General features: G+C 59.0%; 20 protein-coding genes. 16 read left to right on the top strand and 4 right to left on the bottom strand.

From position 1 onward, the window contains the following. Positions 1 to 192: 192 nt before the first annotated feature. From ccmA to EXW71_RS16740, 15 genes are all read left to right on the top strand, one after another. Positions 193 to 828 (top strand): cytochrome c biogenesis heme-transporting ATPase CcmA, encoded by a 636-nt coding sequence (gene ccmA, locus EXW71_RS16810; protein ID WP_134659877.1) that lies wholly within the window; start codon positions 193 to 195, stop codon positions 826 to 828. Further along, positions 825 to 1,493, top strand: coding sequence for a heme exporter protein CcmB (gene ccmB / locus EXW71_RS16805; protein WP_123716006.1), 669 nt, complete (start codon positions 825 to 827; stop codon positions 1,491 to 1,493). The genes ccmA and ccmB overlap by 4 nt, the downstream gene beginning before the upstream one ends. 89 nt (positions 1,494 to 1,582) lie before the next feature. Next, the gene (gene ccmC, locus EXW71_RS16800) at positions 1,583 to 2,338 is read left to right on the top strand and encodes a heme ABC transporter permease (protein WP_134659879.1); all 756 of its coding nucleotides are present in this window, start codon (positions 1,583 to 1,585) and stop codon (positions 2,336 to 2,338) included. Further along, the gene (gene ccmD, locus EXW71_RS16795; protein WP_071487711.1) at positions 2,335 to 2,511 is read left to right on the top strand and encodes a heme exporter protein CcmD; all 177 of its coding nucleotides are present in this window, start codon (positions 2,335 to 2,337) and stop codon (positions 2,509 to 2,511) included. Before ccmC ends, ccmD begins: the two co-directional genes overlap by 4 nt. After that, positions 2,508 to 2,963 (top strand): cytochrome c maturation protein CcmE, encoded by a 456-nt coding sequence (gene ccmE, locus EXW71_RS16790; protein WP_123716008.1) that lies wholly within the window; start codon positions 2,508 to 2,510, stop codon positions 2,961 to 2,963. The genes ccmD and ccmE overlap by 4 nt, the downstream gene beginning before the upstream one ends. Positions 2,964 to 2,966: 3 nt before the next feature. Continuing rightward, positions 2,967 to 4,955 carry a heme lyase CcmF/NrfE family subunit gene (locus EXW71_RS16785; protein ID WP_123716009.1) on the top strand — a complete coding sequence of 663 codons (1,989 nt, stop codon included), beginning with the start codon at positions 2,967 to 2,969 and terminating at the stop codon, positions 4,953 to 4,955. Then, on the top strand, positions 4,952 to 5,488 hold the full coding sequence (locus tag EXW71_RS16780; RefSeq protein WP_008434782.1) for a DsbE family thiol:disulfide interchange protein: 537 nt from the start codon (positions 4,952 to 4,954) through the stop codon (positions 5,486 to 5,488). The genes EXW71_RS16785 and EXW71_RS16780 overlap by 4 nt, the downstream gene beginning before the upstream one ends. Next, the gene (locus tag EXW71_RS16775; RefSeq protein WP_134659882.1) at positions 5,485 to 5,958 is read left to right on the top strand and encodes a cytochrome c-type biogenesis protein; all 474 of its coding nucleotides are present in this window, start codon (positions 5,485 to 5,487) and stop codon (positions 5,956 to 5,958) included. Before EXW71_RS16780 ends, EXW71_RS16775 begins: the two co-directional genes overlap by 4 nt. Continuing rightward, entirely contained in the window at positions 5,951 to 7,135 is a 1,185-nt protein-coding gene (gene ccmI / locus EXW71_RS16770; RefSeq protein ID WP_123716012.1) for a c-type cytochrome biogenesis protein CcmI, read from the top strand. Before EXW71_RS16775 ends, ccmI begins: the two co-directional genes overlap by 8 nt. A gap of 15 nt (positions 7,136 to 7,150) precedes the next feature. Beyond that, positions 7,151 to 7,546, top strand: a complete 396-nt coding sequence (locus tag EXW71_RS16765) for a hypothetical protein (protein WP_123716013.1) — start codon at positions 7,151 to 7,153, stop codon at positions 7,544 to 7,546. A 544-nt stretch (positions 7,547 to 8,090) separates the two neighbouring features. Continuing rightward, on the top strand, positions 8,091 to 8,663 hold the full coding sequence (gene phnN / locus EXW71_RS16760; protein WP_123716015.1) for a phosphonate metabolism protein/1,5-bisphosphokinase (PRPP-forming) PhnN: 573 nt from the start codon (positions 8,091 to 8,093) through the stop codon (positions 8,661 to 8,663). Positions 8,664 to 9,018: 355 nt separating this feature from the next. Beyond that, positions 9,019 to 10,551 carry a M10 family metallopeptidase C-terminal domain-containing protein gene (locus EXW71_RS16755; protein ID WP_134659884.1) on the top strand — a complete coding sequence of 511 codons (1,533 nt, stop codon included), beginning with the start codon at positions 9,019 to 9,021 and terminating at the stop codon, positions 10,549 to 10,551. A 560-nt stretch (positions 10,552 to 11,111) separates the two neighbouring features. Then, entirely contained in the window at positions 11,112 to 12,098 is a 987-nt protein-coding gene (locus EXW71_RS16750; RefSeq protein WP_256657098.1) for a M10 family metallopeptidase C-terminal domain-containing protein, read from the top strand. An 808-nt stretch (positions 12,099 to 12,906) separates the two neighbouring features. Next, positions 12,907 to 14,661, top strand: coding sequence for a M10 family metallopeptidase C-terminal domain-containing protein (locus EXW71_RS16745; RefSeq protein WP_134659888.1), 1,755 nt, complete (start codon positions 12,907 to 12,909; stop codon positions 14,659 to 14,661). A gap of 364 nt (positions 14,662 to 15,025) precedes the next feature. Continuing rightward, positions 15,026 to 16,312, top strand: a complete 1,287-nt coding sequence (locus EXW71_RS16740) for a M10 family metallopeptidase C-terminal domain-containing protein (protein ID WP_256657099.1) — start codon at positions 15,026 to 15,028, stop codon at positions 16,310 to 16,312. A gap of 130 nt (positions 16,313 to 16,442) precedes the next feature. Here the strand turns inward: EXW71_RS16740 and EXW71_RS16735 are convergent, their stop codons facing one another. Further along, the gene (locus tag EXW71_RS16735) at positions 16,443 to 17,639 is read right to left on the bottom strand and encodes an MFS transporter (protein WP_123716768.1); all 1,197 of its coding nucleotides are present in this window, start codon (positions 17,637 to 17,639) and stop codon (positions 16,443 to 16,445) included. Between the two features lie 176 nt (positions 17,640 to 17,815). Between EXW71_RS16735 and EXW71_RS16730 the strand changes: the two genes are divergently transcribed. Then, complete coding sequence (locus EXW71_RS16730) at positions 17,816 to 18,430, top strand: DUF5666 domain-containing protein (protein ID WP_134659892.1); 615 nt, start codon at positions 17,816 to 17,818, stop codon at positions 18,428 to 18,430. Between the two features lie 166 nt (positions 18,431 to 18,596). On the opposite strand, the gene EXW71_RS16725 is transcribed toward EXW71_RS16730, so the two are convergent. The 3 genes from EXW71_RS16725 to EXW71_RS16715 form a co-directional block, all read right to left on the bottom strand. After that, the gene (locus EXW71_RS16725) at positions 18,597 to 19,601 is read right to left on the bottom strand and encodes a sulfate ABC transporter substrate-binding protein (RefSeq protein WP_134659894.1); all 1,005 of its coding nucleotides are present in this window, start codon (positions 19,599 to 19,601) and stop codon (positions 18,597 to 18,599) included. Positions 19,602 to 19,698: 97 nt separating this feature from the next. Next, positions 19,699 to 20,520, bottom strand: coding sequence for an ion transporter (locus tag EXW71_RS16720; protein ID WP_123716771.1), 822 nt, complete (start codon positions 20,518 to 20,520; stop codon positions 19,699 to 19,701). A gap of 31 nt (positions 20,521 to 20,551) precedes the next feature. Then, positions 20,552 to 21,424 carry an urea transporter gene (locus EXW71_RS16715; RefSeq protein ID WP_134659896.1) on the bottom strand — a complete coding sequence of 291 codons (873 nt, stop codon included), beginning with the start codon at positions 21,422 to 21,424 and terminating at the stop codon, positions 20,552 to 20,554. Positions 21,425 to 21,483: the final 59 nt, after the last annotated feature.

Here is a 21,483-nt window from a genome sequence, read left to right as displayed (position 1 = left end):
TCGTCTCTGGGGAAATTGCCCTCTTTAGAGTAGGGCATCACATGTATAATGCCGCCCGTCTGCAAAGAGAGCGGTAAAAACCTCACAACTATTTGATCCAGCTCTCTAAAATCGGTCGCCAAAGCCGTTATTGTGCATCTCTCTATAACGGCCGCTGCACCGCCGACTTGAACCGTAAAGGCCCGCGATCTCTTGACCAGCCCTCTTCTTGAAGCCGTAGCGCTTGCCTGTGAACGCGACCTGCGCCTGCTGTTCGAACACCTCGAACTGCGGCTGACGGGCGGCGACATGGTGCAGATCAGCGGCCCCAATGGCAGCGGCAAGACCAGTTTGCTGCGCCTGCTGGCCGGCCTGATGCAGCCGACGGCCGGAGAAGTCCGCCTCAACGGCAAGCCCCTCAACGAACAACGCAGCACGCTTGCACGCAACCTCGTATGGATCGGCCACGCCGCCGGCATCAAGGATGTGCTCACCGCTGAAGAAAACCTCAGTTGGCTCAGCGCCCTGCATCATCCCGCGACCCGTGACGCCATCTGGCAGGCCCTGGCCGCCGTCGGCCTCAAGGGTTTCGAAGACGTGCCTTGCCACACCCTGTCTGCCGGCCAGCAGCGTCGCGTGGCCCTGGCGCGTTTATATCTGCCCGGCCCGCCGCTGTGGATTCTCGACGAGCCCTTCACCGCCCTCGACAAACAAGGTGTCGCTCAACTTGAAGAACACCTGGCCCGGCACTGTGAGCAGGGCGGCCTGGTGCTGCTGACCACTCACCACACCCTGACCCGCCTGCCCGCCGGTTATCGCGAGCTGGACCTGGGGCGGTGGTCGCTATGAGCGTGTTCGCCCTGCTGGTCGCCCGTGAAGCGCGGTTGTTGTGCCGTCGCCCGGCCGAACTGGCCAACCCGCTGGTGTTCTTCGCCATCGTGATTGCCTTGTTTCCGTTGGCGGTTGGCCCCGAGACTAAACTGTTGCAAACCTTGTCTCCAGGACTGGTGTGGGTGGCCGCACTTTTGTCCGTCCTGCTCTCGCTGGACGGGCTGTTTCGCAGTGATTTCGAAGACGGTTCCCTTGAACAGTGGGTCCTTTCGTCGCACCCTCTGCCACTTCTGGTACTGGCCAAGGTGCTGGCACACTGGTTTTTTTCCGGCTTGGCGCTGGTCTTGCTCTCCCCACTGTTGGCGATGATGCTGGGGCTGCCCGTGGAGTGCCTGCCGGTATTGCTTCTATCCTTGTTGCTCGGTACGCCGGTGCTCAGCCTGTTGGGGGCCGTGGGCGCAGCGTTGACTGTCGGTTTGAAACGGGGTGGCCTGTTGCTGGCCCTGTTGATTCTGCCTTTGTATATCCCGGTGTTGATCCTGGGCAGCGGTGCTCTGCAAGCCGCGCTCATGGGCATGCCGGCGACCGGTTACCTCTTGTGGCTTGGTAGCCTGACCGCCCTGGCGGTAACCCTGACACCCTTTGCTATAGCCGCCGGCCTGAAGATCAGCGTCGGCGAATAATGAGGTCTGGTTGAGAGCGCAATAACCTTAACCAGTAAAGACCCCTGAGCGTCCCGCTACGACGGGAAGCCACCGTGATGGAAACAGCAATGAACTGGACCTGGTTTCACAAGCTCGGCTCGCCCAAATGGTTTTATGGTATCAGCGGCAAGCTGCTGCCGTGGTTGAGCATCGCCGCCCTCTTGCTGATCGGCGTCGGCCTGGTCTGGGGCCTGGCCTTCGCGCCGCCGGACTACCAGCAAGGCAACAGCTTTCGGATCATCTATATCCACGTACCTGCCGCGATGCTGGCCCAGTCCTGCTACGTGATGCTGGCGGTGTGCGGCATCGTCGGGCTGGTGTGGAAAATGAAGCTGGCCGATGTCGCCCTGCAATGCGCCGCGCCCATCGGTGCCTGGATGACCGCCGTGGCACTGGTGACCGGCGCGATCTGGGGCAAACCGACCTGGGGTTCGTGGTGGGTGTGGGACGCGCGACTAACGTCCATGTTGATCCTGCTGTTCCTGTACTTCGGTCTGATTGCATTGGGTAACGCGATCAGCAATCGTGAGAGTGCCGCCAAGGCCTGTGCGGTGCTGGCGATTGTCGGGGTGATCAACATCCCCATCATCAAATACTCGGTGCAGTGGTGGAACACCCTGCACCAGGGCGCCACGTTCACCCTCACCGAAAAACCGGCGATGCCCGTGGAAATGTGGGCACCGTTGCTGCTGATGGTGCTGGGGTTCTACTGCTTCTTCGGGGCCGTGCTCCTGATGCGCATGCGCCTCGAAGTGCTTAAGCGTGAAGCCCGCGCCAGTTGGGTCAAGGCCGAAGTGCAAGCCTGCCTGGGAGCGCGTGGATGAGTTTTGCATCTTTCAGTGACTTTCTCGCCATGGGCCACCACGGCCTGTATGTCTGGACGGCCTATGGCATCTGCCTGGCGGTGCTGGCCCTCAACGTCGCCGCGCCGATCCTGGCCCGCAAGCGTTACCTGCAACAAGAGGCGCGTCGTCTGCGCCGGGAGACCGATAAGTGAATCCGCTGCGTAGAAAACGTCTGTTGATCATCCTTGCCATCCTGGCCGGCGTCGGCATTGCCGTGACCCTGGCCTTGAGTGCCTTGCAGCAGAACATCAACCTGTTCTACACCCCGACCCAGATCGCCAATGGCGAAGCGCCGCATGACACACGCATCCGCGCCGGTGGCATGGTGGAGAAAGGCTCGCTGAAACGCTCCTCCGACTCCCTGGACGTGACGTTCGTGGTCACCGACTTCAACAAGGCGGTGACCATTACCTACCGCGGCATCCTTCCGGACCTGTTCCGCGAAGGCCAGGGTATTGTTGCCCTGGGCAAACTCAACGCCGACGGCGTGGTGGTGGCCGATGAAGTGCTGGCCAAGCATGATGAGAAATACATGCCCCCGGAAGTGACCAAAGCGTTAAAGGACAGCGGCCAATCCGCACCGACGCCAGCCAAGGAGGGCTAAGTGATGACGTCCGCACTGTTTATTCCGGAACTGGGCCATTTGGCGATGATCCTCGCCCTTTGCTTCGCCGTCGTGCAGGCGGTGGTGCCGTTGCTCGGGGCCTGGCGTGGCGACCGCCTGTGGATGAGCCTGGCGCAGCCGGCCGCCTGGGGCCAGTTTGCGTTCCTGGTGTTTGCGTTTGGCTGCCTGACCTACGCTTTCATGACCGACGATTTTTCCGTCGCCTATGTGGCCAATAACTCCAACAGCGCCTTGCCTTGGTACTACAAGTTCAGCGCCGTATGGGGCGCCCACGAAGGTTCGCTGCTGCTGTGGGCGCTGATCCTCGGCGGCTGGACCTTCGCCGTGTCGGTGTTCTCGCGCCAACTGCCGCAGGTGATGCTGGCCCGTGTACTGGCGGTGATGGGCATGATCAGCGTGGGCTTCCTGCTGTTCCTGATCATGACTTCCAACCCGTTCAGCCGCATCCTTCCGCAGATCCCAGCGGACGGTCGCGACCTCAACCCACTGCTGCAGGACATCGGCCTGATCGTGCACCCGCCGATGCTCTATATGGGTTACGTCGGTTTCTCGGTGGCCTTCGCCTTCGCCATCGCCGCCTTGCTCGGCGGCCGCCTCGATGCCGCCTGGGCGCGCTGGTCGCGGCCATGGACCATTGTGGCCTGGGCCTTCCTCGGCATTGGTATCACCCTCGGGTCATGGTGGGCCTATTACGAACTCGGCTGGGGCGGCTGGTGGTTCTGGGACCCGGTAGAAAACGCCTCCTTCATGCCTTGGCTGGTGGGCACGGCGCTGATTCACTCGCTGGCCGTCACTGAAAAACGCGGTGTGTTCAAGAGCTGGACCGTGCTGCTGGCGATTGCGGCATTTTCCCTCAGCCTGCTCGGCACCTTCCTCGTTCGTTCGGGCGTGCTGACTTCGGTGCATGCGTTTGCGTCCGACCCTGCGCGCGGCGTATTCATCCTGATCTTCCTGCTGTTCGTGGTCGGTGGTTCACTCACCCTGTTCGCCCTGCGCGCGCCAGTGGTCAAGAGCCAGGTGGGTTTCAACCTGTGGTCGCGGGAAACCCTGCTGCTGGGCAATAACCTGGTGTTGGTGGTGGCCGCTTCGATGATCCTGCTCGGCACCCTGTACCCACTGGTACTGGATGCCTTGAGCGGCGCCAAGCTGTCCGTCGGCCCGCCGTACTTCAATGCGTTGTTCATCCCATTGATGGGCTTGTTGATGGTAGTGATGGCCGTTGGGGTGCTGGTGCGCTGGAAAGACACCCCCGTCAAATGGCTGGTCGGTATGCTGATGCCGGTACTGCTGGGCAGCGTGGCCCTGGCGGTGATCGCCGGCATCGCGTATGGCGACTTCAACTGGGCGGTGCTCGCCACCTTCCTGCTTGCAGCCTGGGTGTTGCTGGCCGGCGTGCGCGATATCTTCGACAAGACCCGCCACAAAGGCCTGATCAAAGGCTTGCCGACGTTGACCCGTAGCTATTGGGGCATGCAGATCGCCCACATCGGCATTGCCGTATGTGCATTGGGCGTGGTGTTGTCCAGCCAGAACAGCGCCGAGCGCGACCTGCGCCTGGCGCCGGGCGAGGCCATGGACCTGGCCGGTTACCACTTCATTTTCGAAGGCGCCAGGCACTTCGAAGGTCCGAATTTCACCTCAGACAAAGGCACCGTGCGCGTCGTGCGCAACGGCCGGGAAGTGGCCGTGCTGCACCCGGAAAAACGCTTGTATACCGTGCAGAGTTCGATGATGACCGAAGCGGGTATCGACGCCGGTTTCACCCGCGATCTCTATGTGGCGCTGGGGGAGCCTCTGGGCGATGGCGCCTGGGCGGTACGCGTGCATGTGAAGCCGTTTGTACGCTGGATCTGGTTCGGCGGCCTGCTCACCGGGTTGGGTGGTTTGCTTGCCGCGCTGGACCGGCGTTATCGGGTCAAGGTCAAGAGCCGGGTGCGTGAAGCCCTCGGCCTGCAGGGAGCGGCGGTATGAAGCGTTGGTTGATGGTGCTGCCGCTGGCAGCATTTCTGGTGGTGGCGGTGTTCCTCTATCGCGGCTTGTACCTGGACCCGGCCGAGCTGCCCTCGGCCATGATCGGCAAGCCATTCCCGGCGTTCAGTTTGCCGACGGTGCAGGGCGACAAGACCCTGACCCAGGCCGACCTGCTGGGCAAGCCGGCGCTGGTCAACGTGTGGGGCACCTGGTGCATCTCGTGCCGCGTCGAACACCCGGTGCTGAACAAGCTGGCCGAGAAGGGCGTGGTGATCTACGGCATCAATTACAAGGACGACAATGCGGCGGCATTGAAGTGGCTGGCGGAGTTCCACAACCCGTACCAGCTGGATATTCGCGACGAAGACGGCAACCTGGGTTTGAACCTCGGTGTGTACGGCGCCCCGGAAACCTTCTTTATCGACGCCAAGGGCGTAATCCGCGACAAATACGTCGGCGTGATCGACGAAGTGGTATGGCGTGAGCAACTGGCCGCCAAGTATCAGGCGCTGGTCGATGAGGCCAAGCCATGAAGCGTTGGTTGACCGCTGCCGTGCTGGCGCTGGGCCTGGCGGGCGTGGCCCACGCTGCCATCGACACCTACGAATTCGCCAATGACGCCGAGCGCGAGCGTTTCCGCGACCTGACCAAGGAACTGCGCTGCCCCAAGTGCCAGAACCAGGACATCGCCGACTCCAACGCACCGATTGCCGCCGACCTGCGTAAAGAAATCTTCCGCATGCTGGGGGAGGGCAAGGACAACCAGCAGATCATCGACTTCATGGTTGATCGCTACGGAGATTTCGTGCGTTACAAACCGGCCCTCACCGGCAAGACCGCGCTGCTCTGGTTCGGCCCGGCCGGCCTGCTGCTGACCGGCGTCGTGGTAATGGCCGTGATCGTGCGCCGTCGTCGTGCTGCGCCGACGGATGGCAGCGATGCACTGTCCCCTGAAGAGCGTAAACGTCTCGACCAATTGCTGGACACCAAGACTGATGATTGATTTCTGGCTCGCAGCCGGCTTGCTGCTTCTGATTGCCCTGAGTTTCCTGTTGATTCCTGTACTGCGCGGCCGCCGTGCTCAACGCGAAGAGGATCGCACCGCATTGAACGTGGCCCTGTACCAGGAACGTGTTGCCGAACTGCAAGTGCAGCAGGACGAGGGCGTGCTCAATGCGGCGCAACTCGATGCCGGCCGCGCGGAAGCGGCCCGTGAGTTGCTGGCTGACACCGAAGGCGCGGAAAAACCCCGTGAGTCGCGCCTGGGCAAGCCGCTGCCATTGCTCGCTGCACTTCTGGTCCCGGTATTGGGCATCAGCCTGTACCTGCACTTCGGCGCCAGCGACAAGGTCGAGCTGACCCGCGAATTCTCCCAGCCGCCGGTGTCCATGGAAGACATGACCCAGCGCCTGGAGCGCGCCGCCGCCGCCCAACCGGATTCGGCCGAAGGCCTGTACTTCCTCGGCCGCGCCTATATGGCGCAGGATCGCTCCGCCGATGCCGCTAAAGTCTTCGAGCGCACCGTGGCCCTGGCCGGTCGCCAGCCGGAACTGCTCGGCCAGTGGGCGCAGGCGCAGTACTTTGCCGACAACAAACAGTGGTCGCCCAAGGTTCAAGCGCTGACCGACGAGGCGTTGAAGCTGGATCCAAAGGAAGTCACCAGCCTCGGCCTGCTGGGTATCGCAGCTTTTGAAGGCCAGCGTTATCAGGAAGCGATCGACTACTGGAATCGTCTGCTGGCGCAACTGCCACCGCAGGACAACTCCCGTGTGGCGCTGCAAGGCGGGATTGATCGTGCGGCCGAAAAACTGAAGGAAAGCGGTGGCACCGTCGCGCCGAAAGCGGTGATGAAAGTGCGTGTGGATTTGTCGACCGAGGTGAAGGCCAAGGCCCTGCCCACCGACAGCGTGTTCATCTTTGCCCGCGCCGTCTCCGGCCCGCCGGCACCATTGGCGGCCAAACGCGTCACCGTGGCCGAACTGCCGGTGACTGTCGAACTGGGCGACGCCGACGCCATGATGCCGCAGTTGAAACTGTCGAACTTCCCCGAAGTCCAACTGGTTGCGCGCATATCCCGGGCAGGTCTTCCGACCACTGGCGAGTGGATCGGCCGCAGTCAACCGTTGGCCAGCACTACCGCTGCGGTGCAGCAACTGACCATCGACAGTCCGGATAAGTAATACGAGGAAACGCCTATGACCGCATTTGCACGCATCACCCTGCTCAGTCTGGTACTTGGCCTGAGCGCCTGTGCGGTCCACCGACCCCCTCCCGCGCCCACTGGCCCGACCATCCCGCCGTCGGGCCCGTCGACCCAACCGAGCACCAAGCCTTCCGGTCCGGTCACACCCGCACCGAAACCTTTGCCCACCAAATCGCCGACCTTCGCCCCGCCGCCGGGCGCCGCCAGCCACTGGGACGGCAAGATGCAGGTCTACGTACTCGACGACCAGCCCGACACCTTCTATCGCCAGCGTACCTACTACCGCTGGAGCAACGGCTGGAGCCGTTCGATCAGCCCGAACGGCCCCTGGGAAGAAACCGACGTGCACGGCGTGCCGCCGGGGTTGAGCAAGCAGTACGCGCAATGACAAGAGGCGACCTTCGGGTTAATGCCAGTCAGTTACGGAGGAGCATAGTCACTGTGGGGAGGGAGCTTGCTCCCGCTGGGTCGCGAAGCGGCCCCAGCTTTGGGCTTGAAAAGACTGGGCCTGCTCCGCAGTCCAACGGGAGCAAGCTCCCTCGCCACAGGTTACTCGTTGTCCGCTCTATCGCTTAACTGACTGGCATTAGACCTTCGGGTCGCCTTTTTCATGGGGTTGAAAGCTACTCTGCCAATCACCGCCGGGCAAAAGTGGGAGGGGGGGCTACAAAAAATCCTGTGGGTTTGTTCATGTTCGCGCACTGCAAGCGTACTGGCAGCCTCACCCTGTAACGCCTCGTCGGGTACTGAACATGAACCTGCCGATAGACGCGCCGAATGGAGTGCGCGGAGGGGCGTGCTCGGGTAATGTGACCGCCGCCGGCCTGGCGGCCGAGGGATTGCCGGATATACTTTCCAGCGACTGCTACCCGGCCAGCCTGCAGCAGGCGGCGGGGCTCAATAAGTCTGCGACAAGCGAAGAGGGTGTGTTGATGGCGGGCAGGTTGATCTATCTCATCGGGCCATCGGGTTCGGGCAAGGACAGCCTGCTGGATGCCGCTCGCCCACGTTTGCTCGAACGCGGCTGCCGCATTGTGCGCCGCGTGATCACGCGTTCGGCGGAGGCAGTCGGCGAAGCGGCGCAAGGTGTAAGCCCGGAGCAGTTTGCGGCGATGCAGGGCGAGGGCGCATTTGCCCTCAGTTGGCAGGCCAATGGCTTGTCTTATGGTATCCCCAAGGAAATCGACGACTGGCTGGCGGCAGGGGAGGACGTGCTGGTCAATGGCTCCCGTGCGCACCTGGCGCAGACTCGCGAGCGCTATCCCTCCTCGCTGGTGTTGCTGTTGACGGTGGATCAAGCGGTGTTGCGCGAGCGCTTGATGGCGCGTGGGCGTGAGTCGCTTGCAGACATTGAAGAGCGTCTGGCACGCAATGCACGGTTCACCGCGGAGCTGATCACCGGCAATGGTGCGGGGTTGTTCGTGCTGGATAACTCCGGGCCCCTGGAGCATACCGTTGAGCGCCTGCTGTGCTGCCTGGATCACGGGGACCTGGCATGCGCCTGACATCAGCGTTTCATGACGCAATGTAGGCATCGGACGTGTTGAAAGTGAGACAGGCGTAACGAGTGTGTCCCACTATTTACCGGTGCATTTGGGTGGGTTTCTTAATGTTTTAAATTGAAGTGATGGTTGGCTTATTGCCAGGTATTTTTCGTTTGAAAACAACTTGTTGAATATTTGAAATATATCGGTGCGTGTGGCTTTGTATTTGGCTGTGTTCAGGCAGTGGTTTTGCAATAAAGTCGGGGTGGTTGGCGTGTTTTATATATGGGAGTTTTATCGGGCTGGCAACGGACTGGTCAGCGTCGATAATTCATATATGGACTGATTGCTCTCAACGCTCCAGAGTATTTATGGCATGCAGATCCCCGTCAGACATCCTTTCCTATCGCACCCCGATTCCTCTTCCTACGAACCGCCGCCAGCCGCTGAAAACAAGGCTTTAAAGTGGGCCGGCACAAAACGCGCATTTACCACGGACCAGGCGGCCAAGCATATAACCCGCGACGGTTGCAGGTTTTATGATCGCAATGGAGATAATAAAGTTGTTGTCGGGTTTAACCTTGTTGGAGGTTTTACCGAGCCTCAGAAGGTGCGCATCAGGGAAGCCCTGCAATACTGGGCGGATGTTACAAACATCAACTTCGTTGAAAACGGTTCGAATACTGATGGTCATATCACGGTCAATGGCGTGCCGGGCTCCTGGTCAGGCCATGCGTACATGCCTGACCGGTCTCAATCGCAAGTCACCGCCAATATAGGCACCGGGGGCGCCGAGCGTAAGCCGGCGATAGGCAGTGCCTTCCTCGGTTTGGCGATCCATGAGCTGGGGCATACCCTGGGGCTCAGTCATCCGGGCGATTACGACGGCCTCGGTCACAGCTACAACAATTCCGCGGTCTATGCGCAAGACACCAAAGCGCGCAGTGTCATGAGTTATTGGGAGGAGACGAATCAACCAGGGCACAACTTCGCCAACCAAACCCCGGGCACGCCCATGATGGACGATATCGCAGCGGTCCAACGGCTGTATGGGAAAAACAGCAAGACCCGAAACACCGATACCACGTATGGCTTCAACTCCAACGCCGGTCGCGAGGTCTATAGCCTGAAGCAGGCAACTGAGAAGCCGGTATTTACGGTGTGGGACGGCGCCGGCAACGATACGCTGGATTTCTCCGGGTTTGCCCATAACCAGAATATCAACCTCGCTGCCGAGACTTTCTCGGACGTCGGGGGGCTACGGGGAAACGTCTCCATTGCCAAAGGGGTGATCATCGAAAATGCCGTCGGTGGATACGGTGACGATACGTTGATGGGGAATGACGGGGATAACCGCCTTAAAGGCGGTAGGGGCAGCGATAAGTTGCGTGGCGGCGCCGGATCGGACACTTTCGTTTATGACCGCGTCAGTGACTCGACCCCAGGAAAGCCCGACACCCTTGAGGACTTCACCAGCGGCGTCGACCGTATCGACGTTTCCGGTGTGCTTCGGGCTACGGGCCTCAAGGCCTTGAACTTCTCCGAGCGGCTCAGCGGCCAGGCCGGCGACGCCGTACTCAGTCATGATTCAAGTACAAATCGTTACCGCCTGGCTGTGGATACGACGGGCAGCGGCGAGGCTGATCTGCTGATCCTCAGCCATGGCCAGATCAAGCAGACGGATGTGATCTGGAACGCCGCGGCGCCGACGGTCGCACCGGACACGGAACCGAGTCCTGAACCAGAACCGACTAACGAGCCGACCCCTGAGGCCGACCCGATTCCCGACTTGGTTGCGGATCCGACTCCGCGCACTTCCGGCTTGGCGGGGCTCTTTAAAAGAACGGTGAATAAATTGTCCACGGTGGTCACGGGGTGGGTAGACCGAGTTCTTTCATGGTTCAAATAAAATCCGTTTAAATCTACGCGGCTGAATGCAGGGTGTTAAAGAGCAATGCATTACAGAGTATGAAGTTTTTTTAATGTGAGCTTTCTGTTGTCTGCGCTTGATAGACGATTTGGCAGGTAATTGTTTTTTAAAGTTGCCAATAATGTTTTTTGTCTTGCTCTTTTTGTCAGCGGTGGTGCGTGTTTTAGTCTGAAATAAATAAGATGTTGTCGCTCTTTTTTTGCCGTGAGAATTTAGCGCTGCTTTGGTCGAATGCTCATTTGTTTTCGATGTGTGTTTGATTTGCGCAATGGATTGTCATTGTTTGTACTAATAGTGTTTTTCTGGATGGAGAGTGTCGGTTTATGAAGGTTCATGGCTCTAATGTCAGTTTTCAGGCGTATGGTTCATCGCGCTCTTCGGAGCAGTCCACTTTGAGTAGTTGGCCCGGTGGGACGATGACGTCCGGTTCCTCCCGCCTGCATAACTACTCTGCAAATAGTCGTTTTCCGTCCACGGTAAATGCCCCGGCACCCAACGTATTCGACAGAGGATGGGCGGGCCCGGGGAGCGCGAACCTATTGTCCTTCACCGGTGGCAATCAGCAGGGTGTCGGGGGCTTTGCGCGGATGGGCGATGTAATGAGCCTATTCGCCAGGACCTACATGGAATTCCAGCAGGCTTTTGCCCGATACGTGCCATGGGCCGGGTCTGATCCGCGCCCGGCACCTGAACCCAAGCCAAGTCCGAAGCCTGCCGTGGCGGCATGCCCGGCCCCTGAGCCAGAACCATGTCCGCGGCCTGTTCTGGAGCCAGCCCCAAAGCCAGAGCCGTGTCCGCGGCCTGTGCTGGAGCCGGCCTCAAAGCCAGAGCCGTGTCCGCAGCCTGTCCTGAAGCCAAGCCCGAAGCCTGAGCCGTGCCCGCAGCCGGCGCAACATTCTCCAGACGATACCCGGTATGGATTCAATTCCAATACCGGGAATACGCAAACGTCCCTGGTATCCGCCTATGACGAACCATGGTTCAACGTTAAGGATACAGAGGGTAATGACACCCTGGACTTTTCCGGCTTCAAGCAGCACCAGATTATCAATCTTGGGGCAGGTACTTATTCCAGCGTTGGTGGGATGGCTAATAATGTTTATATCAGCCGTAACTCGAAGATTGAAAATGCCGTGGGTGGTTCAGGCAATGATCGAATAATCGGTAACGCATCAGATAACGTTCTGGTCGGGGGGGAAGGTGCAGATACGCTGAGTGGCGGCGGCGGAAGTAACGTCTTCAAATATAATGCGGCGGCCGATTCCAGTTATTCGAATGCCGACCTGCTCACGGATTTCAAATCGGGTTGGGACAAGATTGATCTGTGCGACATGGCCAATGCGGCCGGTGTCAGGCTGAACCTGGTGCACAGCTTCACGGGGAGACCTGGGGACACCGTCATTAAATACAATGCAAACAGCGGACGCTATTTTCTGGCGGTCGATATGTCGGGTGATCGCCGCAGTGACTTCCTGATAAAGAGTACTCGACCGTTTGGCCCGGAAGATGTCATCGGGTTGTCTTGAACCCATGAGCCGTGCGCTCAGCTGATGTGCACGCAAACCTGGTGCTGATCTTGTTTTCGCAATAACAACCCGCCTCACGCTTATCTGTTTACAGGCTTGATACGCGCCTGGCATCGCGTTCAAGCCTGCTTCTGAAGTCAGTATGGCAGCCTCAAGGCTCCATGTAGGCGTCCGTCGCCCGTCAGGGCATGAACCCCCCTCCTGCTCAACTTCTCTGAAAAATGTGTGCATTGGGCCGCCTTGTCGACCCGGTTGATGCGTGCGCCTTCCTTTTATTCTTCACACGCCCAAGACTTGGTTTGTCAGGTAGAAGGAGTGCTGTAGTGCATTAACTTACCGTCGTGGGACAGAGAAGACTCTATTTAATTGAAATGTCGAATTTTTCACTCAAGCTAAATGCTGAGATCTTTGCACTGGGTAGCTAGTTATGTAGGTGTTGTAGATATGTGGGTGATCAAGTTTGGATTTTGAAGGGGGTGGTGTTATCTGATTATGAGCAATGTAATGAAAATATTCTGATTTCCAGTGTGCTTTATCTTATGTTTTTTCTGCAAAGTCAGTGGGTTGTAGGTGTTCAGGTTATGTAATGGATGCGCGCGTGGTTTCAGGGTTTTGCAAGGATCAGAAAAAGTGTGATAGGGATTTAGAATGTGTCGAGGTGAATTAATTAGTGCCTGGAACACTCTGCGACTCTGTGCGAACTTAAAGGTGTGCCGACAACCAGTGCCGCTCTTGTAGAGCGCAGGTTCGGTATCTCGAGTTTGGCGATTGTTCACACCGAGTTTGATCTAAATGAGGACTTTGGTTTATGAGAGTACCAGGACCACCCGCTACTGACGTTAGTGTAAACAAGGCACCTGATCCCTGGAGCAGTATCAGCCCTGAGCGGCCTATCGAAACGTACACCCTGGGCAGTAAGAAGGCCGTATTAACGACAGAGCAGGCTGGAAAGCAAATTACTCGAGGCGGCTACCGGTTTCATGATCGCGATGGCGACAAGAACATTGACTTGTCGTTTCGGATTTCCAAGGGTTTTACCCCGCAGCAGGCGGATCAGGCCAGGCAGGCACTGCAGTCCTGGCAAGATGTTGCCAATGTGACATTCACTGAGAATGCGCAAAAAGCTGACGGTCATGTCGATATCAATGATATGGCCGGAACGCCGTCTGGTGTGGCCTCGCTCCCCAATGCATCCATGAATCGAACGTTCGCAAATATTGGCACCCGGGATGTGGGGGCAGCCCCTGAGATAGGCAGTTTTTTTCGCGAAGTGCTTATCCATGAAATCGGCCACTCCATCGGGTTGGAACACCCCGGTGGTTATGATGGTTTTGGCGACTATGGGCTTCACGCGGAGTATGCGGGGGATACCCGGGCGCGCTCGGTGATGAGCTACTTCTCGGAGAAAAATCAGCCCGGACACGATTTCAAATCGTTGAACCCCTCTGCGCCGATGATGGATGACATTGCGGCCATCCAGAAGCTCTACGGTGCGAACACCAAGACCCGTAATACCGACACCACGTACGGGTTCAATTCCAACACGAACCGTGAAGCCCTCAGTTTGAAGGCGGCCAACGACAATCCTATTTTCTGCGTGTGGGACGGCGGTGGGAACGACACACTGGATTTCTCCGGGTTTTCACAGAACCAGAAGATCAATCTCAATGCCGAGTCGTTTTCAGATGTGGGTAAGTTAAAGGGCAATGTCTCCATCGCCAAGGGTGTCGTGGTGGAAAACGCCGTTGGGGGTAACGGGAATGACACGCTGGTGGGCAATCAGGTCGCCAATCGCCTCAAAGGTGGCGGCGGTGCAGATCGTCTGCAAGGCGGTGGCGGGGGCGACACCTTTGTCTATGACCGGGCCAGTGACTCCGCCCCGGACAACCCCGATGTGATTCTGGATTTTGAAAGCGGCGCAGACACGATTGATCTGTCCGCAGTTTTGAAAGGCACAGGTATCAAGGCGTTCAAGTTCGTCGATCATTTAACCGGTCAACCAGGACAAGTCGTGCTGAAGTACGACGAGGGCAGCCGCGAAGGAAGCCTGGCCCTGGACCTGACAGGCAACGGCAAGGCCGACCTGTTGATAAAAAGCATCGGTCAGATGAAGGCTGGAGATGTCCACGCAAAGGGTGATAACCCGGCACCGGCACCCGATCCGAAAGAGCCAAAGCCGCAGCCGCGCCCTGTGCCAAAGGAGCCAAAGCCGCAGCCACGTGCGGATGAGTGCGAGCCTCAGCCGCGTCCCGATCCCTGTGAGCCTGCGCCGCGATCAAAACCGCCTGAGCCGAAGCCGATCCCACGCGAGCCTGAGTGCAATCCCAAGGATCCGGGACCGGCCCTCCGTGAACCGAAGCCAGAGCCGTGTCCACTTCCTCCAACTGATCTGTGCGAAGTGCAAGTGAGTGCCGGGAACATTAACGAAGCTCATAAATTTCGTGCCAAATCCGCAGAGCGTCGATCGACGCTGATGTCGGCCTTTGACAGGGCTGCGTTTACTGCGCGGGCATGGCGAGTCGAGCCGTTGAATAATAAAAACGCGCGCAATACTTTTAAGTAAGCCTGTTATTCGAATATGTAAGTCTCTCGCTGATCGCCTGATCAGTTTGCAAACAGTTTGATGGAAATAGTTTTTTGTCAGTGCTCGGCAAGTTAAGGCGTCGCCGTAACTGCCTTGTGGATGGGTGAGCTATTGCCCGGAAATGACTATTTAAGAATTCGTAAGTTCTACTATTGCGAAGTGTTGGGTCGTTGTTATTTAAACTTAAAGAGAAGATGTCATTATGATTAATGTGAAGGCTCCCGTTGTAAATCTCCAGGTATCCACTCACGTGGCTCCTCAGCCGTTACCTGCTGTACATTCGAGTCACCATGGCCAATACGAACATTCGGCTACTGACAGGCAGTCCTCAACGGGGTCCCAGTTGCTCAGCCTGTCTATGGCGATGACAAGTGGGCTCTCCAGCCTGCAGCGCCTTTATGGAACGAGCCAGAATGTCGGCGTGCCCTCCAAATTGTTGCAACCTGGAGAAACAGCCCTGAGTAACTTGTCGTTCTCGGCCATCATCGGGTTCAACGGTAACGTGACGACTGCCAGCTGTGAGCCTATGCCTCAGGGAGATGAACCCCGGCCGACTCGTGAACCCAAGCCTCAAGGTGAAACCAAACCTGTCATCGATGCGAAGCCCAAAGGCGAAACCAAGCCCACCGTTGATGCAAAACCCAAAGACGAAACCAAGCCCACCGTTGATGCAAAACCCAAAGGCGAAACCAAGCCCGCTGTTGATGCGAAACCTCGAGGCGAAACCAAACCCGCTGTTGATACGAAACCAAAAGGCGATACCAAACCCGCCGCAGATGCGAAACCTCGAGGCGAAACCAAACCCGCCGCAGATGCGAAACCTCGAGGCGAAACCAAACCCGCCGCAGATGTGAAACCTCAAGGTGATACCAAACCCGCCGCAGATGCGAAGCCTCAAGGCGAAACCAAACCCGCCGCTGATGCGAAACCTCAAGGCGAATCCAAACCTGCCGCCGACGCGAAACCCCGAGTTAAAACCCTGTCGGATGACACTATCTACGGTTTCAACTCCAATACCGGAAAACCGGAAATGACCCTCACGTCCGCCTCCGATAAACCAGACTTCACTGTCTGGGATGACCGAGGGGTTGATACATTTGATTTTTCCGGTTTCGAGCAGGATCAGTCGATCGACTTGCGGGGTGGTTCGCGATCCAGCGTGGGTGGAATGAAGGAGAACATCAGGATCGCTGAGAACACGGTGATCGAAAATGCCATCGGGGGCCGTGGTAATGACCGGATCGTGGGGAACAGCGCGGACAATGTGATGATCGGCGGCGCGGGGGCAGACACCCTGGTGGGCGGGGGAGGGTGGAATACCTTCAAGTTCAACGCCTTCACAGACTCGACCCGCACCCAAGCCGATTTACTGTTGGACTTCAACACCGGCCAGGACAAGATCGATTTGTCGCAAATGGCCATTGACGGCAAGGTTGCCTTTAACTTCGTTAATGCCTACACCGGTCAGGCGGGTGACACCCTCATCAAGTTCAATCCGCAATCGGGACGCTACCTGCTGGCGATAGACCTGGACGGGGACAGCAAGACGGACTTCCTGATCAAAAGCACACGAATGATAAGCCCGGAAGACGTGATTGGGCTGAACGTCAAGGATGATGGTTATCTCTAAGGGGGCGGCGGCGTATCTTCAACGATCGCCGTAGCATCAGTGGGTTAACGCTGGGCAGGGCTGATCAGTGGTTGATCAAGTCCTGCCCTTTTGTGCGTTTTGAAACAGTATCCCGAGGGGGGGAGGGCGATCAGGCCGTGGCCACCGAGACGCCACGTGCCGCACTCAGGAAGCGCAACAACGCCACCAGCGGGAATGCACTGCCCACCAGCATCACCCCCAACCACCCGCCCTGTTCATAGACGCTGCTGGCAATCGCCGAGCCGAAGGCGCCGCCGATGAAGATGCTGGTCATATACAACGCGTTGAGGCGGCTGCGGCTGTGGGCGTCAAGGGCGTAGATGGCGCGTTGGCCGAGCACCATGTTCATCTGCACGCAGAAGTCCAGGACCACGCCGGTGACGGCAAGGCCGATCACGCTGTACAGCGGGTGTACGAAGGCCGGCAGGAAGCTCAGCGCCGCGAACAACATCGCCAGCAGCGAGGCACGGTGGGTGTGGCCGGCATCGGCCAGGCGACCGGCGATGGGCGCGGCAACAGCGCCGAGGGCGCCCACCAGGGCAAACAGCGCGATTTCGCTTTGGCTCAGGCCGTGGTTGCGCGCCAGCTCCAAGGGCGCGGCGGTCCAGAACAGGCTGAAGGTAGCGAACATGCAACCTTGGTAAAACGCCCGCTGACGCAGCATCGGTTGCTGACGCAGCAGGGTCCCCAGGGAGCGCAACAACTGGCCATAACTGGCACTGTGGTCAGGTTGACGCTTGGGGATGGTCAGCAGCAGTACCACACTGATAAACGCCATCAGCACGGCGGCGGCCATGAACATTGCGCGCCAGCCAAAATGGTCGGCCACCACGCTGGACACTGGCCGGGACAACAGGATACCGAGCAACAGACCACCCATGATGCTGCCGACCACACGTCCACGGGACTCGGCGGGCGCCAGGTGTGCGGCCAGTGGGATCAGGATCTGCACCGAGACCGAACTGAAACCGATCAGCAACGACACCAGCAGGAACAGATTCGGCTGCTCGGTAAACGCTGCGCCCAGCAGGCTGGCAATGGCCACGACGGTCGTGGTGATCATCAGCTTGCGGTTTTCCAGCAGATCGCCCAGCGGTACCAGGAAGAACAGGCCGAGGGCGTAGCCGATTTGCGTCAGGGACACGATCAGGCTGGCCATGGTCGGAGTCAGGCCGATATCCGGTGCAATCAGTTCGATGATCGGCTGTGCGTAGTAGATATTGGCAACGATGGCGCCGCAGCAAAACGCGAACAGCATCACCATGCTCCGGGTCATGGTGGTTGTAGCGTGGGAAGTAGCGTTCATGGAGTTCTCATAAAAGCGTAGGACAGTGGGGCGAGCCTAAAGACAACACGGTGACTGGGGTAGGCCGCCGACAGTGATATCACTCATGCCCGGCATTGATAACTGAATCGTTAACGTTCTGCGCGAAGGGTGATGATACATTCAGGCACAACTGCCGAAACAGGAAACCCATAGCGATGAAGATCACATTGAACAGGATGCTCATGGCTTCGACCCTCGCCGCCGCCATGGCCGTGGGGTTGGCCCATGCCGCCGAGGCGCCGCGTGTCGGGGTACGCGGCGCGATCATGGCGGTCGACGGTGATGCGCTGCGTGTCAAGGCCAACAGTGGTGAAGAGGTCACCGTAAACCTGACCAAGGACACCCAGGTGCGCGCCGTCACGCTGGCAAAGATCGATGAGATCAAGCCCGGCAGCTACATCGGCTCGGCCGCGATGCCGAATGCCGATGGCACGCTCACGGCGCTGGAAGTGCATGTGTTCCCACCGGCCATGGCCGGCACCGGCGACGGGCACCGTGCATTCGACTTGAAGGAAGGCAGCAGCATGACCAACGGCACCGTCGGCGACCTGGTGGTCAGCAACGGGCGCACCTTGACCGTCAAATACAAGGGCGGCGAGCAGAAGATCGTAGTGCCGGAGGATGTGCCCATCGTCAATCTGGAACCGGGGGATCGCAGTTTGCTCAAGGCCGGGGTGAAGGTGGTGTTGTTTGCGGCAAAAGGGGCGGATGGAACGATCACCGCTCAGGCGATTTCTGCCGGCAAGGACGGCGTAACGCCACCCATGTAGCAGCCCTGATGCCAGTCAGTTAAGCGTAAGTGCTTCTGTAGGAGCGAGCTTGCTCGCGAAAAACTCAAAGGCGCCGTGTTCATCCAGGCAACACGCGTTATCGTTGAAGTTCTTCGCGAGCAAGCTCGCTCCTACAGATAGGGCAAGCTTCCTGCCACTGACTCTGTTACTGACCGTTGTAGATCTGGTCAAACACTCCACCATCATTGAAGTGGGTCTTCTGCACCGTGCGCCAGTCACCAAAGGTTTTTTCCACCGACAGGAAGTCCACTTTCGGGAAACGGTCGGTGTACTTGGCCAGCACCTGCGGATCACGTGGGCGCAAGTAGTTGTTGGCGGCGATCTCCTGGCCTTGCGGCGACCACAGATATTTCAGGTAATCCTCGGCGGCCGCGCGGGTGCCTTTCTTTTCGACCACCTTGTCGACCACCGACACCGGTGGTTCGGCTTCGGCAGAGACGCTCGGGTAGATCACTTCGAACTGATCCCGCCCGAATTCACGGGCGATCATTTCCGCTTCGTTCTCAAAGGTCACCAGCACGTCGCCAATCTGGTTGGTCATGAAGGTGGTGGTGGCGGCGCGGCCACCGGTATCCAGGACCGGCGCTTGTTTGAACAGCTTGCCGACAAACGCCTTGGCCTTGTCTTCGTCGCCGCCGTTCTTCAGCACATAGCCCCAGGCCGACAGGTAGGTGTAGCGCCCGTTACCTGAGGTTTTCGGGTTGGGCACGATCACTTGTACGCCATCCTTGAGCAGGTCCGGCCAGTCCTTCAGGGCCTTGGGGTTGCCTTTGCGTACGATAAACACCGTGGCCGAGGTGAACGGTGCGCTGTTGTTCGGCAGGCGGGTGACCCAGTTGTCGGGCACCAGTTTGCCGTTGTCGACCAAGGCATTGATGTCGGTCGCCATGTTCATGGTGATCACGTCGGCCGGCAGGCCATCGATGACCGAACGCGCCTGTTTGCTCGACCCACCAAAGGACATCTGCAGCGTCAGCTTGTCGTTCGGGTGCTCGGTTTCCCAGTGTTTCTGGAAGGCGGCGTTGTAGTCCTTGTAGAAATCGCGCATCACGTCGTAGGAGACGTTGAGCAGGGTCACCGGTGCGGCTTGGGCGGCGCCGACCAGGGCCAGGCCGGCGGCCAGTAGAGAGGCGCTGAGGATTTTTTTCACTGCTCATTCCTTGTTGTTCGGGAGAAGAGGGGGAGGCAATTTGCCAGCGACTATAGCCGGGGCTGCATAGTCGCTTAAAGATTAAAAAGAACTTTGCTTATTCCACTTTCTTAAACAGGGCACTGCCGCAACGGGAACAGAACGCGGCGTTGGGCTCGTGGCTGTTTTTCTGGCAGACCGGGCAGTCGTGTTGCAACTGCGCGCCGCGCATGGCGTTAGCCAGTTCCGCTGTGAAAATCCCGGTCGGCACGGCGATGATCGAGTAACCGGTGATCATCACCAGCGACGAAATCACCTGGCCCAGTGGAGTCTTGGGCACGATATCGCCGAAGCCTACGGTGGTCAGGGTCACGATCGCCCAGTAAATACCCTTGGGAATACTGGTAAACCCGTGCGCCGGGCCTTCGATCACGTACATCAGGGTGCCGAACACCGTGACCAGGGTGCACACGCTGACCAGGAACACCACGATCTTCTGTTTGCTGCCCCGCAGCGCCGACATCAGGTAATTGGCTTGCTTGAGGTAGGGCGCCAACTTGAGTACCCGGAAAATCCGCAGCATGCGGATGATGCGAATGATCAGCAGGTATTGGGCGTCGCTGTAGTACAGCGCCAGGATGCCCGGCACGATGGCCAGCAAATCGACCAGCCCGTAGAAGCTGAAGGCATAGCGCAACGGTTTGGGCGAGCAATACAGCCGCAGCCCGTACTCGATGGCGAAGATGACGGTGAAGCCCCATTCGATGTAGGCCAGCAGGCCGGCATAGTTATCGTGCACCTCCTGGATACTGTCGAGGATCACGATCACCAGGCTGGCGAGGATGATCAGGAGCAGGGTGCTGTCGAAACGTCGCCCGGCCACGGTGTCACTTTGAAACACCATTACATACAGCCGTTGACGCCAGTTGTTGCTGTCCATGGAAGTCGCCTGAATCGGATATCGCGCCAGCCTAGGGGGATTCGAAGGGGCTGTCCATGCGGGTTTGCAGCATCCGGCGGCCGGCGCGCACCAGCCAGCACGCGAGGATAAACGGCGCGGTCAGCGCGGGCAGTTGCAGCGCGGCGAAACCGGGCGTGAGCGCAATCGCCAACACGATGCCGAGCAACGGCAGCCAGGGGCGGCGTCGGGCCTGGCTCAGCGCCAGGGCGGCGAGAGCAGGATTGTAGCTGTGCAGGCCGAGCAGGGTGCTCGCGGGCTCATCCAGCAGCAAACCGACGCACACGCCACTGCCGGCGCCGATCAACGCCCATAACGCGGCGCGGCGGTTGGCCAGCAACAGGCCCAGGGCGATCACTGCCCCGGCCAGGGGTTGGTCCAGCAACATGATTTGCGCAAGACCCGTAAAGGGGGCGGTGAGCATGGACAATGCGTCGGGTTCGCTCAGGGCAAAGGGGCTGCCAGGCGGCGTGCCCAGCAGCAACCAGCCAAGGCCGACAAATGGCGCGGTGTAGACGGGCAAGGCGTCCGGATGGGGCGCATATTGCAGCCATTGCCGTGTGAGGATCGCACTCAAGCCGCCGCATGCCAGAATCAGTGGCGGCAGCAAAGCCGACCAGGCGCAGTGCTGGCCGATCAGCAAACCCAGCAGCACGCCGTTGTAGCTATAAAGGCCGGCCTGCCGCTCAGCCTTCGGATACCCTCGGCGCTGGGCGGTCAACAAACCTGCCACACCCCCCAACAGCGCCCCGCCGAGCAAGGTCGGAGCGCCGATCAGGATGGCCAGCAGGCACAACAGGCCGCATAGCGGCTGGCGTTGCAGAAAGATCTGGCTGAAGCCGTTGAGCAGGGCTTCGGCCCAGTCGGGGCAGGTTGGGTTGTGCATGTGGGTTCATTCAGTGAGGTCGAGTTGCCCCGCATCGGGAGCAAGCCCCTCCCACACTT

The organism is Pseudomonas sp. BCA17 (assembly GCF_004519405.1).
Classification (GTDB): Bacteria; Pseudomonadota; Gammaproteobacteria; order Pseudomonadales; family Pseudomonadaceae; genus Aquipseudomonas.
Note: the sequence above shows the minus strand (reverse complement) of the source record. Positions and strands in the feature narration are given on the sequence as shown.

Coding starts and splice junctions, on each gene's coding strand:
- EXW71_RS16785 (WP_123716009.1), top strand. CDS start 2,967: ATGACGTCCGCACTGTTTATTCCGGAACTGGGCCATTTGGCGATGATC.
- ccmD (WP_071487711.1), top strand. CDS start 2,335: ATGAGTTTTGCATCTTTCAGTGACTTTCTCGCCATGGGCCACCACGGC.
- EXW71_RS16730 (WP_134659892.1), top strand. CDS start 17,816: ATGAAGATCACATTGAACAGGATGCTCATGGCTTCGACCCTCGCCGCC.
- EXW71_RS16735 (WP_123716768.1), bottom strand. CDS start 17,639: ATGAACGCTACTTCCCACGCTACAACCACCATGACCCGGAGCATGGTG.
- EXW71_RS16765 (WP_123716013.1), top strand. CDS start 7,151: ATGACCGCATTTGCACGCATCACCCTGCTCAGTCTGGTACTTGGCCTG.
- EXW71_RS16780 (WP_008434782.1), top strand. CDS start 4,952: ATGAAGCGTTGGTTGATGGTGCTGCCGCTGGCAGCATTTCTGGTGGTG.
- EXW71_RS16775 (WP_134659882.1), top strand. CDS start 5,485: ATGAAGCGTTGGTTGACCGCTGCCGTGCTGGCGCTGGGCCTGGCGGGC.
- ccmC (WP_134659879.1), top strand. CDS start 1,583: ATGAACTGGACCTGGTTTCACAAGCTCGGCTCGCCCAAATGGTTTTAT.
- EXW71_RS16715 (WP_134659896.1), bottom strand. CDS start 21,424: ATGCACAACCCAACCTGCCCCGACTGGGCCGAAGCCCTGCTCAACGGC.
- phnN (WP_123716015.1), top strand. CDS start 8,091: ATGGCGGGCAGGTTGATCTATCTCATCGGGCCATCGGGTTCGGGCAAG.
- EXW71_RS16720 (WP_123716771.1), bottom strand. CDS start 20,520: ATGGACAGCAACAACTGGCGTCAACGGCTGTATGTAATGGTGTTTCAA.
- ccmB (WP_123716006.1), top strand. CDS start 825: ATGAGCGTGTTCGCCCTGCTGGTCGCCCGTGAAGCGCGGTTGTTGTGC.
- EXW71_RS16755 (WP_134659884.1), top strand. CDS start 9,019: ATGCAGATCCCCGTCAGACATCCTTTCCTATCGCACCCCGATTCCTCT.
- ccmI (WP_123716012.1), top strand. CDS start 5,951: ATGATTGATTTCTGGCTCGCAGCCGGCTTGCTGCTTCTGATTGCCCTG.
- EXW71_RS16745 (WP_134659888.1), top strand. CDS start 12,907: ATGAGAGTACCAGGACCACCCGCTACTGACGTTAGTGTAAACAAGGCA.